At 67.0% G+C, this 12339-nt stretch carries 13 protein-coding genes; 2 read left to right on the forward strand and 11 right to left on the reverse strand.

What is annotated here, in order from left to right; all coding sequences use genetic code 11:
* Positions 1 to 184 precede the first annotated feature (184 nt).
* From BFD71_RS30675 to mltG, 9 genes are all read right to left on the reverse strand, one after another.
* Positions 185 to 1351: an AAA family ATPase gene (locus tag BFD71_RS30675; protein ID WP_069268068.1), complete on the reverse strand. Its 1167-nt coding sequence runs from the start codon at positions 1349 to 1351 to the stop codon at positions 185 to 187.
* A 103-nt stretch (positions 1352 to 1454) separates the two neighbouring features.
* Positions 1455 to 2861 carry an alpha,alpha-trehalose-phosphate synthase (UDP-forming) gene (gene otsA, locus BFD71_RS30680; protein WP_069268069.1) on the reverse strand — a complete coding sequence of 469 codons (1407 nt, stop codon included), beginning with the start codon at positions 2859 to 2861 and terminating at the stop codon, positions 1455 to 1457.
* Positions 2862 to 2906: 45 nt separating this feature from the next.
* Positions 2907 to 4214 carry a mechanosensitive ion channel family protein gene (locus tag BFD71_RS30685; protein WP_083245559.1) on the reverse strand — a complete coding sequence of 436 codons (1308 nt, stop codon included), beginning with the start codon at positions 4212 to 4214 and terminating at the stop codon, positions 2907 to 2909.
* Between the two features lie 205 nt (positions 4215 to 4419).
* A complete protein-coding gene (locus tag BFD71_RS30690; protein WP_069268070.1) occupies positions 4420 to 4782 on the reverse strand; it encodes a Rap1a/Tai family immunity protein in 363 nt (120 codons plus the stop codon).
* 84 nt (positions 4783 to 4866) lie between these two features.
* The gene (locus BFD71_RS30695) at positions 4867 to 5592 is read right to left on the reverse strand and encodes an ankyrin repeat domain-containing protein (protein ID WP_069268071.1); all 726 of its coding nucleotides are present in this window, start codon (positions 5590 to 5592) and stop codon (positions 4867 to 4869) included.
* Positions 5593 to 5659: 67 nt separating this feature from the next.
* Positions 5660 to 6445 carry a TatD family hydrolase gene (locus BFD71_RS30700; RefSeq protein WP_069268072.1) on the reverse strand — a complete coding sequence of 262 codons (786 nt, stop codon included), beginning with the start codon at positions 6443 to 6445 and terminating at the stop codon, positions 5660 to 5662.
* A gap of 51 nt (positions 6446 to 6496) precedes the next feature.
* On the reverse strand, positions 6497 to 7531 hold the full coding sequence (locus BFD71_RS30705; RefSeq protein WP_069268073.1) for a DNA polymerase III subunit delta': 1035 nt from the start codon (positions 7529 to 7531) through the stop codon (positions 6497 to 6499).
* Positions 7532 to 7618: 87 nt separating this feature from the next.
* Positions 7619 to 8239, reverse strand: a complete 621-nt coding sequence (gene tmk, locus BFD71_RS30710) for a dTMP kinase (protein ID WP_069268074.1) — start codon at positions 8237 to 8239, stop codon at positions 7619 to 7621.
* Positions 8240 to 9250 (reverse strand): endolytic transglycosylase MltG, encoded by a 1011-nt coding sequence (gene mltG, locus BFD71_RS30715; protein ID WP_069268075.1) that lies wholly within the window; start codon positions 9248 to 9250, stop codon positions 8240 to 8242. It lies immediately after the preceding gene.
* A gap of 77 nt (positions 9251 to 9327) precedes the next feature.
* Between mltG and ygfZ the strand changes: the two genes are divergently transcribed.
* Positions 9328 to 10347 (forward strand): CAF17-like 4Fe-4S cluster assembly/insertion protein YgfZ, encoded by a 1020-nt coding sequence (gene ygfZ, locus BFD71_RS30720; RefSeq protein WP_069268076.1) that lies wholly within the window; start codon positions 9328 to 9330, stop codon positions 10345 to 10347.
* Between the two features lie 91 nt (positions 10348 to 10438).
* On the forward strand, positions 10439 to 11293 hold the full coding sequence (locus BFD71_RS30725; protein ID WP_069268077.1) for an NRDE family protein: 855 nt from the start codon (positions 10439 to 10441) through the stop codon (positions 11291 to 11293).
* Positions 11294 to 11300: 7 nt separating this feature from the next.
* On the opposite strand, the gene BFD71_RS42355 is transcribed toward BFD71_RS30725, so the two are convergent.
* On the reverse strand, positions 11301 to 11432 hold the full coding sequence (locus tag BFD71_RS42355; RefSeq protein ID WP_256094984.1) for a hypothetical protein: 132 nt from the start codon (positions 11430 to 11432) through the stop codon (positions 11301 to 11303).
* An 8-nt stretch (positions 11433 to 11440) separates the two neighbouring features.
* Positions 11441 to 12322 (reverse strand): SDR family oxidoreductase, encoded by an 882-nt coding sequence (locus BFD71_RS30730; protein ID WP_069268078.1) that lies wholly within the window; start codon positions 12320 to 12322, stop codon positions 11441 to 11443.
* Between the last annotated feature and the right edge of the window lie 17 nt (positions 12323 to 12339).

A 12339-nucleotide genomic window follows, 5' to 3' on the forward strand; every position in this document is an offset into this window, starting at 1 on the left:
TCTCCAGGAAACGGGGCCGCGTTGCCCGTTCTTGCGGTGCCGGTCATTCTAAGCCAGGTCCGGGCGGCCATCGGCGACGCAGCAGTTATCCCATTATTCGGCAAGCCGGGCTCGCGCGCCGCCAGTCTTTCAATTTCTATACGGTGTTACAAGCCGAAACAACCCCTGCGTTTGCCCTACCGGCCTATCTGGCGGGCCATTTCCAGGCCGGCACGTCGAGCGTGTCGGGGTCGGCGAACCCGGTTGCGCCGAGGCGCCGTTCGAGCACGACCGACTGGCTGCCGGCCTCGCGCTCCAGCGCCGCCACGAGCCGCGCCGCGTGCGAGACGACGATGATCTGCGAGTGCCGCGACGCCCGCGCGATGAGCCGCGCGAGCGACGGCAGTAGGTCCGGATGCAGGCTCGTCTCGGGCTCGTCGAGCACCAGCAGGCCCGGCGGCCGCGGGCTCAGCAGCGCCGCCGCGAGCAGCAGATAGCGCAAGGTGCCGTCCGAGAGCTCCGCGCCACGCAGCGACCGCAATAGCCCCTCCTGGCGCAGCGCTACCTCGAAGCGCCCTTCGTGATTCACGACTTCGACGCGCGCGCCCGGAAAGGCGTCGCCGATGGCGGTATCGAGCGCCTCGCCGTCGCCGATCTCGCGGATCGTCTGCAGCGCGGCGGCGAGGTTGGCGCCGTCGTCGGCGAGCACCGGCGAATGCGTGCCGATCTGCACCTGGCGCGCGCTCGCGTGCTCGTCGGTGCGGAAGTGGTCGTAGAAACGCCACGAGCGAATCTGCTCGCGCACGGCGATCATTTCGGGTGCGCTGCGCGGGTCGGCGTACTCGGTCATCATGCTGTCGAAGCTCGCCACGGGCTGCGCGAGCGTCGTCCATTCGCCCGCGGCGTCGCGGATGCGGATCATCGGCCCCTGGCGATCCACGAGCAACGCCGAGGGCCGCAGGATCGGCCCGCTCCAGATGCATTCGCGCTTGATCACCGGGTCGAGCGAAAACTGCGAAGTGGACGAAGGCAGCGGCAATCCCAGATCGATCGCGTAACCGAAGGCGTCGCCCGCGAAGCCCAGGCGCAGGCTCACCGCATCCTTGCGCACCGTGCCCTGCACCGCGTATTCCCCAGCGGTGACGGCGCGCGAGAAGCGCTCGGGGCCCGCCCACAGCGTGGATTGCAGGCCGCCCTCGCGCGCCAGCGACGGGATCACGCCGCCGCGGGCGGTGAGCGCGAGCAGACGCAACGCGCGATAGAGATTCGACTTGCCACTGCCGTTCGGACCGGTCACGACGTTGAGCGCACCGAGCGGCACGATGAACTCGCGCAGCGAGCGGTAGTTGGCGATGGCGAGCGTAGTCAGCATGAAGGTGCGCGGGGTGGCGTGGCAGTCGCACTGCGGATGCGTGGATCAGCCACGCATCATACGCAATCGTGCCGGCGCGCGAACCGCCTGTGCCCCGTATCGTTCAGCGCGGCTGGGGCACCGCCGCGAGGTCGCGCAGGAAGGTGTCTCGCCACACGCCGAGGTCGTTGCGTCTGAGCGCCTCCATGTTGGTCTGGTAGCGCGCCTGGCGCTCTTCGAGCGGCATCGAGAGCGCGCGTTCCAGCGCTTCCGACATACCGGTCGCATCATGAGGATTCACGAGCAATGCGCCCGTGAGTTCGGCCGCCGCGCCTGCGAAGATCGACAGCACGAGCACGCCCGGATCGCCGGGATTCTGCGCGGCCACGTATTCCTTGGCGACGAGATTCATGCCGTCGTGCAGCGGCGTCACATAGCCGATCTGCGACTCGCGAAAGAGCGACATCAGTTTCCAGCGGTCGTACTGCTGGCTCAGATAGCGGATCGGCGTGTAATCGAGGCCAGAGTAGCGGCCGTTGATGCGCCCGGCTTCCCGCTCCAGTTCCTCGCGTATCACCTTGTAGCTCGCGACATCCGAGCGTGTGGGCGGCGCGATCTGCACGAGCGTGACCTTGCCGCGCCATTCGGGCGACGTTTCCAGCAACTGCTCGAACGCATGGAAACGCTCGACGAGCCCCTTCGAATAGTCGAGCCGGTCCACGCTCATGATGAGCTTGCGCCCTTCGAGACTCTGCTTGAGGTCGAGCACGTGCTGGCGGCTTTCGTAGCGCGCGGCCTGCTCGGCGATCTCGTCCGGAAACACGCCGATGCGGTAGACCCCCGTGCGCAGCTTGCGGCCATACGCCTCGACCTCGCCGTGCTCCGGATTCTCTGCGCGCTCGCGAACCTTGCCGCGCGCCTCGCGCGCGATGTAGTCGTGGAATGCCTGCTGGTCGTTCTGCGTCTGGAAGCCCAGCAGGTCGTAACAGCACAGCGACCTGACGAGTTCGTCGTGCGGCGGAATGGTCTGCAGCACCTGCGGCGAAGGAAACGGAATATGCAAAAAGAAGCCGATGCGGTTGCGTACGCCTTCCGAGCGCAGCGCCTCGGCGAACGGAATCAGGTGGTAGTCGTGCACCCAGATGTTGTCGTCCGGGTGGATCAGCTTCATGAGCTTGTGCGCGAGCCACGCGTTCACGCGGCGATAGCCCGCGTATTCGTCGCGCTCGTAGCGCGCGAGGTCGTTGCGGTAGTGGAACACCGGCCAGAGCGTGGCGTTCGAGAATCCGCGGTAGTACTGATCGTAGTCCTTGCGCGTGAGGCCGACGGTCGCAAAGGTGACGTGGCCTTCTTCGACGAGCGTCGGCCCCGCGTTCGCCACCGTCTCGCTCACCACGTCGCCGCTCCAGCCGAACCACACGCCGCCCGCGTCCTTCAGCGCGCCGAATACGCCGACCGCGAGGCCGCCTGCCGAGCCCTTGGTCTCCGTCGGCGTCGCCACGCGGTTCGAGACGACTATCAGTCTGCCCATCTTGCTGTTCCTCCTCCTTTCCCTCTCGACCGCTGACAGCGGTTATCAACCATTATCGCGGCGGCTTTCGGTCGCCGGCTCGCGGGCGTCGGTGGCTTGCGCTGCCTCAGCCCCCTTAGCCGCTTCGGATGCCGGCCGCGCCGGGCGGTGCGTCTCCAGCTCCTCGCCGTCTCCCGGCACGCGCGTGCCCGTCACGGGATCCGCCTCCGTATGGGCCGCCGTGCTCGCCGCCGCCTGCCGCGCGGGGCGGCGCACGAAGGACGGCAGTTCCCCGGTGCTGCTTTCGAGCTCCGCCGAAACTTCAGCGCGCGCACGCGGCAGGAACTGCGGATAGTGCTCGTTGACGAAATCGAGCAGCCCTTCGCGCACGCGGCAGCGCAAATCGAAGTTCAGGCCGGAGTCGCGCGAACTCACCAGCACGCGCACCTGCATCGCGCGCTCGTTGGCGTCGGTGACCTGTAAAACCTGCACACGGCGGTCCCATTCGGGCGCACCGTCGACGATGCGCGCGAGCGCCTCGCGCAGCGGCGCGAGCGGCATGCGGTAGTCGAGCCACAGAAACACCGTGCCGATGATCTGCGAGCTGCTGCGCGTCCAGTTCGCGAACGGATTCTCGATGAACCATTGCAGCGGCACGATGAGCCGCCGCTGGTCCCAGATCCGCACCGAAACATAGGTGCCGGTAATTTCCTCGATGCGCCCCCACTCGCCCTGGATCACGACCACGTCGTCGAGCCGGATCGGCTGCGAGAGCGCGATCTGCAAACCGGCAATCAGATTCCCTAGCACGGGGCGTGCCGCGATACCGGCGACGAGACCGGCAACCCCGGCCGAAGCCAGCAGGCTCGCGCCGATCTGCCTCACGTTCGGGAAGGTCATGAGCGCCGCGCCCACGCCCACGATGATGATCAGCACCATCACCGTACGCGCGAGCACGCGGGCCTGGGTGTGGATGCGGCGGGCCTGGAGGTTGTCGGCGATGTCGAGCGGATGGGCGGCGATGATGGCCTCGCCGATCGCCGCCGCGCAGCGCACCGAAAGCCAGGTGATCGCGGCGATCAGCGCGAACGCGCACAGCTCGCGCAGGCCGCTGATGTGCCGGAGCGTGTCGGGCGCCTGCCACCAGACGAATTCGATCGCGAGGATCGCGAGCACGACGAGCGCCGGTTTGCGGATATAGCGCAGGAACACGCTGACCCGCGGATACGGGCGCGCGATGCGCAGCAAGACGCGGCCGCCGACCCAGTGCAGGCCGAACGCGAAAACGAGCGCGAGCGCGCTCACGAGCAACGTGCCGAGCCAGTCGTGCAGCGGCGCGTCGGTGAAATGGGAGAGATCGTCGAGTGTCGGCATCTGCGGCCAGTTCCTCCTGAGCATCCTGAGCAAAGGGCGACTCTTGGAAACGGCACGGGCGCAGGCCCGCGGACGGCCTCGGCGAGGGTGAACGCTGGCCCCGCTGCGGCCTCGATGATGAACGGCGCGGCGGCGGTCGGTGCCGCGCCGTGTTTGCAGCTATATCTAACTACGGACTACGGGTTACGACTTGAACCCGCCGGCTTCAACTCCCGCTGCCGGTCTTGCAGGGAAACGCCTTGCCCAGCCCGAGCGAAATGGCAGTACTGGCGTTGTAGCCGGCCACGTTCGGGTTGTCGGCGATGTACTTGCGCACCGCGTCGGTGAGTTGCGCCGAGCGCGCATCGGGCGGCAGGCAGAAGTATTGACCCACGCGCGGCCCGGTAGTGCCGCCGATGGCGTCGATGGTGTTGAAGATGCCGTCCGCGGCACCTTCGATATAGGCAGCGCATGCACTGCGCGAAGCCACGTCGGTCTTCGTGCAGAGCCGGTTGAGGTCGCTTGCCGTGAATGCGAAAGCGGAGAGCGGCAACGCCATCGCGCCCGCACAGATCAGAACCCGCAGCATGGTTCTCCTTGAGTTGTCATGGGGAGCGGCGCATCGAGCGCCGCCGGGCGGCCGCGTTGGTGCAGTGCGGCCGTCTTAGCCCCATTATTTTGCACTGTTTTGCGGCGCTGCCGGGCTCGCCGTGGAGAGGCCAGCCTGCGTCATGCGCGCCGTGAGGTCCTTGATCGCATCCGGCGCCTTGTACTGGCGCGCGAAATCGAGCGCCGTCATGCCGATCTGGTTCTTCGCGCCAAGCGTCGCGCCGTGCTCGAGCAGCATCTGGAGCGTCGTGAGATGGTCGCCGCGTGCGGCCATCATGAGCGGCGTCGTGCCGTTGGGCGACAGCGCGTTGACGTCGGCCGAATAGCCGATCAGGAGCTTCGCGACGTCGTCGTTGCCGTTCGCGGCGGCGTAGTGCAGCGGCGTCCAGCCCTTCTTGTTGACCTCGGCACCCTTGGTAATGAGGAGCTTCACGAAGTCCACGTCGCCGTTGAGCGCGGCGAGCATCAGCGCGTTTTCGCCTGCGCGGTCTTCAGCGGCGATGTTCGTCTTCGGGTTGTCGAGCAGCACGGCCCCGACCTTGTCGGACTTCTCGCGCGCGGCCAGCACGAGGAGCGGCATGCCCTGGTCGTCGGTGGCATTCGGGTCCATGCCTTGAGCGAGCGCCTTTTGCACGCCCTTGTCGTCGTCGAACTTGACGCTCTTGATGAGCGAGTCGATCGGAGCGGCATGCGCCGCGGCGCCGAACAGGGTGGCGGCGACGCCGAGCACGAGCGCGGCGGCAGTACGGCGGACAGGGTTGGCGGCGTGCGGAAGCGGTTTCGAGTTCATGTCAAGCCTTAACGTTATCTGCTATCTCGTTGATATTTAAAATCATTGACAGCACGCGGTTCGCGATTCAGGCCTGCGGCTGGATCTTGAAGAGCCGGAAAAAGTTCTGCGTGGTGACAGCGCCAAGTTCGGCGTCCGGCAATCCGCGTTGCTGCGCAATGAATCTTCCGACATGGCTCACGTACGCAGGTTCATTGGGTTTGCCACGAAATGGCACCGGCGCGAGGTACGGCGAATCGGTTTCGATCAAAAGACGCTCGATCGGCACACTGCGCGACACTTCCTGCACATCGGTCGCGCTCTTGAACGTCACGATGCCCGAAAGCGAGATGTAAAAATTCTGCGCGAGTGCGCGCTCGGCAATCGCCCACGGCTCCGTGAAGCAATGCATTACGCCACCCGGTTCGCCCGCGCGCTCCTCTTCCATGATGCGCAGGGTGTCGTCCGAAGCGGCTCGCGTATGGACGATGAGCGGCTTGCCCGTGGCGTGCGCCGCGCGAATGTGCGTGCGAAAGCGCTCGCGCTGCCATTCCATGTCGGCGATCGTGCGCTCGCCCAGGCGATAGTAATCGAGCCCCGTTTCACCGATCGCCACCACTTTCGGGTGCGCAGCCAGTTCGACCAGCTCGGCCACGGTCGGCTCGCGCATGTGCTCGTGGTCGGGATGCACACCGACCGACGCGTAGACGTTCTCGTAACGGCTCGCGATGTCGAGCACCGAAGGCAGCGTCTCGAGGTCCACCGACACGCACAGCGCGTGCGTGACGGCGTTCGCGCGCATGTTCTCGAGCACCTGCGGGAGGCGGTCGCCGAGGCCCTCGAAGTTGATGTGGCAATGCGAATCGACAAACATGGATGGTCCTGCGATGGAAGATTCGGGCCTGATCGGGTACGTCAGCGCCCGTCAGGCGAACAGTTCACGATAGCCGAGAAAGAGTTCCTCGAACACGAGGCGCGCATTCAGCGGATGGTTTTCCACGGCGCGCTGGCGCGTGACCGTCTTCAGGTAGCGCGCCAGCGCCGCGGCGTCGAGCTTCGCGGCGCAGCGCGCGAGGCCGCCGGCGGCCTGCGGAAAGTAGCGCGGGCGCCCCGCTGTGCGTTCGGCGAGCAGGTCGTAGACCCAGCGCTGCAGCCAGCCGAGCACGAGCGGCACCGGCAGCTTCTGCAGCGTCTCGCCGCACGCAAAGGCGTCGCAGGCGGGGCCCGCCGCGAGCTGGGCCAGGGTCCAGTCGCGCAGCGTGCGGTTTTCGTCGTGCGCGAGCGCGAGCGCCGCGAGGGGCGCGCCGCCGGCTTCGGCGAGCAGCGCCGGCGCGTCGTCCACGCCCTGCTGCGCGAGCCAGGCCGCAGCGGCTTGGGGCGCCGGCGTGCCCATGGGCCACTGGCGGCAGCGGCTGATGATGGTCGGCAGCAGGCGGTCGATGCGCGCCGAGACCACGAGGAACACCACGCCCGCGGGCGGCTCTTCGAGCGTCTTCAGCAGCGCGTTCGCGGCGGCGACGTTGAGCGCCTCGGCCGGATACAGGACGACCACGCGCAGGCCGCCGCGATGCGAGCCCACGCCCGTGAAGTCGAGCAGCGCCCGCACTTGCTCGATGCGGATTTCCTTGCTCGGCGCGCGGCCCTTCTTGCCCTCTTCGCCGTCGGCCTTTTCGGCTTTGGCCTCGTCGTCGCCGGCCTGGCCGATTTCGCCCGCCAATGCCTCGGGCACGACGATGCGGTAATCCGGATGATTGCCTTGGACGAACCAGTTGCAGGCCGCACAGGCGCCGCATGGCTCGCCATTGGCCTGCGGCGCTTCGCAGAGCAGCCCCTTCGCGAGATGCTGCGCGAACTGGAGCTTGCCGATGCCCGCCTGGCCATGCAGCAGGAGCGCGTGCGGCCAGTGGCTGCGCAGTTGCTGCAGGCGTTGCCAGTCGTCGGTTTGCCAGGGATAGATCATCTTCTGAATCAATCTGTTAAGCGGTCTTCTGCAGAATTCACATGAAGATCGCGCAGCCCTATAAGAGCGCCAAATATCGCCTTGAAATCAAAGCGCTGCGATCACTTGCTCGAGTTTTTTGCGAATCGCGTCGATGCCCTGCGACGAATCGACGATCGCAAAACGATACGGCGCCTCTTCCGCGCGGCGCAGGTATTCGGTGCGCGTGCGCTTGAAGAACGCATCGGACTCGCTTTCGAAGCGATCGGGTTCGCGCGCCGCGCCGCGCCGCTCGCTCGCCGTATCGGGCGGCAGATCGAACAGCACCGTCAGGTCCGGCTGGAAACCGCCCTGCACCCAGCGCTCCAGTGTTTCGAGCTTGTCGCGCGGCAGCCCGCGGCCGCCGCCCTGGTAGGCGAAGGTGGCGTCGCTGAAACGGTCGGACAGGACCCAGTCGCCGCGCGCGAGCGCGGGCTCGATCACCTTGGCGAGGTGCTCGCGGCGCGCCGCGAACATCAGGAGCGCCTCGGTTTCGAGGTCCATCGGCTGATGCAGCACGAGTTCCCGGATCGACTCGCCCAGCGGCGTGCCGCCGGGTTCGCGCGTCATGACGACCGTACGGCCCGTCGGCGCGAGTTTCTGGGCGAGTTGATCGCAAAACCAGGCGAGATGCGTGGTCTTGCCCGCGCCGTCGATGCCCTCGAACGTGATGAATCGGCCCCGCGCCATTTAATTTCCCCGGATGTATTTGTCGACGGCCTTGTTGTGGTCGACAAGATTGTCAGAAAAGACGCTGCTGCCGTCGCCGCGCGCCACGAAGTACAGCGCAGCCGTCGATGCCGGATTGAGCGCCGCCTGGATCGCCGCGACGCCGGGCAGCGCAATGGGCGTTGGCGGCAACCCAAGGCGCAGGTAGGTATTGTAAAGAGTGTCCGACTGCAGATCGCGCTTGCGCAAATGCCCCGCGTAGTTGTCGCCCAGACCGTAGATCACGGCGGGATCGGTCTGCAGCGGCATGCCCACTTTCAGGCGATTCGAAAACACGGCCGCCACGAGCGCGCGGTCGGCGGCGCGGCCCGTCTCCTTTTCGACGAGGGACGCGAGCGTCAACGCCTCGTAGGGCGACTTGAGCGGCAAGCCGGGGGCGCGCGCGGTCCATGCTTCGTTCAGACGCGTCTGCATCAGGTGATACGCGCGTCGATAGACATCGAGATCGCTCGAGCCCTTGTCGAACAGATAGGTGTCGGGGAAAAACAACCCCTCGCCGCTGCCGTTCGGCGCCGGCGGCGCGCCGATCGCGGCGAGCAGCTCGGCGTCGCTCATGCCGGCCGTGTCGTGGCGCAGTGCTGGGTTCGCGTCGAGTTCGGCGCGCATATGCTTGAACGTCCAGCCCTCGATGATGGTGGCGACGGACTCGTTCACGTCGCCGAGCGCCATTTTCTGCAGCACCTCATAGGGCGTGATGCCCGCCTTGAATTCGTAGTTGCCCGATTTGAGCTGGCTCTGCAAACCGAGCACGCGCGTCATGAGCACGAAAAGTTGCGTCTGCACGGGCACGCCGCCGCGCCGCAATTGCAGCGTGACACTGCGCACGGTGCTGTGCGGCTTGATGGTGACGTCGAGCTGTGGGGCGGCCAGTTCGAGCGGCGTGGTGGCCCAGCGCCACACGCCGCCTGCCGCGGCGGCGCCAATCACGACTAGCGCGGCGCCGGCAACAAGGCATTTCTTCAGAAGGGACATGGAAACACGACTCAGGGGGACCTCATATAATAACTGCTTGCCTTCGCTAAAGTCAGGATTGACTGTTCCCCGAATCCATGAACTCACCGCTCGATCCCGCTTCCACGCTTTCCGCTCCTGAATCCACGGCCGACTTCGACGCCGTTCTGAAAGGCGGCGCCTACGCGATCCTGCCGCAGTTCGGCGTGATCGACGCCAATGGCGACGACGCCGCGACCTTCCTGCACAGCCAGCTCACCAACGACGTCCAGCATCTCAACGTGGCCGGCGCGCGCCTCGCGGGCTACTGCTCGCCCAAGGGCCGTCTGCTCGCCTCGTTCCTCACCTGGAAGACCGGCGACACGATCCGTCTCCTGATCTCGAAGGACGTACAGGCGCCGGTGCAAAAACGCCTGTCGATGTTCGTGCTGCGGGCCAAGGCCAAGCTCACCGACGACAGCGACAAGCTGCTCGTAGTGGGGCTCGCTGGCGACGTGCGCGGCGCGCTCGCGAGCGTGTTCGACGCGCTGCCCGACGGCGTGCACGTGAAGGTGGACGACCCCGCAGGCACGCTGATCCGTGTGCCCGACGCGGCCGGCGTGCTGCGTTACCTGTGGGTCGGCCCGAAGCAAGCGGTGCAGGAGCGCCTCGCGAAGCTCGAGGGTTTGGTCGAGCGCGTGTCGCCGGCGGTGTGGGACTGGCTCGACATTCGCGCGGGCGAGCCGCGCATCACGCAGGCCGTGAGCGAGCAGTTCGTGCCACAGATGGTCAACTACGACGTGCTGGGCGGCGTGAACTTCCGCAAGGGCTGCTACCCCGGCCAGGAAATCGTCGCGCGCAGCCAGTATCGCGGCACGATCAAGCGCCGCACCGCGCTCGCCAATGTGGCCGCGAATCTGGACGCCGCGCATGCGGGGGCCGAGCTTTTCCATTCGGACGACCCGAGCCAGCCGTGCGGCATGGTCGTGAACGCCGCCGCCGCGCCCGAGGGCGGCGTCGATCTGCTCGCCGAGATCAAGCTTGCCGCACTCGAAACGGGCAGCGTGCATCTCGGCGCCGCGGACGGCCCCGCGCTGCGCCTGTTGCCGCTGCCGTACGCGTTGCCGGCCGAAATTTGACGCTGCGCACCGCGTCCATTGCACGTGAGGCGCCCGGCGCCTCACGTTGCCTGGGCATGGCCCCAGACCCGACCCTGCAGGGGCCAGTTCCATGTGCCTGATCGTGTTCGACTGGCGTCCGCGCGCGCGCGCCGGCGCGCTTTTCACGCTCGCGGCCAACCGCGACGAGTTCCTGCGCCGCACCGCCGACCCGCTGCACTGGTGGAACGCCTCGGACGACGTCACGTCCCCGGGCAGTTCGGCAACGGGCGTGCTGGCGGGCCGCGATCTCGTCGGCGGCGGCACGTGGCTGGGCATGACGCGCCGCGGCCGCTTCGCCGCGCTCACGAACTATCGCGCGCCGAACGACATGCGCCCCGACGCGCCCACGCGCGGCACGCTCGTCTCGCGCTGGCTCACCGGCGCGCAAGGTCTGCCCGATACGCCGCTCGGCTATCTCGACGAGATTGCGCGCTCGGGCGATCTCTATAACGGCTTCAATCTGATCGTCGGCGACTGGACGCGGCGCGAGCTGGCGTGGTACTGCAATCGCGCGGACCGCGCGCCGGCCTTGCTGCCCGAAGGCACGCACGGCATTTCCAATGCCGTGCTCGACACGCCGTGGCCCAAGCTCGTACGCAAGCGCGCAGAACTCGCACAGCTCGCGACGGGCGACGCGCAAGTCCCACTCGCGCGGCTCGTAGACATGATGCGCGACCCGCAGGTCGCGCCCGACCGCGAGTTGCCCGCCACGGGCATTTCGCTCGAACGCGAACGTGCGCTTTCCGCGGCATTCATCGAAACGCCCGACTACGGCACACGCGGCACCACGGCGCTGCGCGTCACGCTGCGCGGCACCCTGCTGGATGTGGAAGCGCTAGAGCGCAGCGACGACGACGGCGCGCATCGCGTCGTCCGCCCGGGCGCCTTCGAGCGCCACGAAACCTATACCGTCGAAAGAGGCTGAGCGCGTTTCAGTCGCCCGTGCCGTACGCGACGCGCGGCGCGTGCGCGGCCTGCTGCTGTGCGCGCCGCGCCTCGTCGATGAACGCGCCCATCTTGATGAACTCGTGGATCGTGCCGTCGTAACGCACGAGCGTGACCACCGCCGCGTTTATTGCGGCGCTTTCTTGACTTCAGGTTTGAGCGAGAGCGGATCGGTCGGGTTGCGCAATGTTTCGATGTCCTCATGACGCAGCTTCACCGAAGGAAGAATCTGCGGATGCGTGAGGATATAAAAGTGCCCGTCCCGCACGGCGTCGAAGGTCGCCTTCGCGACGTCGTCGGGCGTGAGCTTGCCGGAGCGCACCGCGCGCTGCAACTGCAGATCGGCGGCTTGCTGCGAGCGCGTGGGTGGTTCTTCGTTGCGAAGATCGTCAGGGCGGGCGCGCTCGGCGTTCGCGATGCCGGTCGACACGAAGGCCGGACACAGCAACGAGCAACTCACCTTGTCGGTCACGTTCTTCAGGTCGTGATAAAGCGTCTCGGTGAGCGAGACCACGGCATGCTTCGACGCGTTGTACACGCCCATGGCGGGCGGCGAAAGCAACCCCGCCACCGACGCCGTGTTGACGATATGCGCGCGCTCGCCCTGCGCGAGCATGGCTGGCGTGAAGCTGCGCACGCCATTGGCCACGCCCATTACGTTCACACCGAACACCCAGTCCCAGTCCTTCGCGGTGCTTTCCCACACGAAGCCGCCGGTGCCGACGCCCGCGTTGTTGAAGAGCAGATGGACCTTGCCATACGCGTCGAGCGCGGCCTTAGCGAGTGCGTCGACCTGCGCGGCATCGCGCACGTCGGTGCGCACGTCGATGGCCTGCGCGCCGCCTTCGCGCAAGGCATTGACGGTTTCGTCGAGCAGCGTCTGATCGACATCGGCGAGCACGAGCTTCATGCCGAGCGCTGCGGCCTGTTGCGCGAACGCGCGGCCAAAGCCGCTTGCCGCGCCCGTGATGACAGCCACGCGGCCGTCGAACTCAAACGGTTCGGACATTGCGAATCCTGCGGTGA

It is taken from the genome of Paraburkholderia nodosa, assembly GCF_001718195.1.
GTDB lineage: Bacteria > Pseudomonadota > Gammaproteobacteria > Burkholderiales > Burkholderiaceae > Paraburkholderia > Paraburkholderia nodosa_A.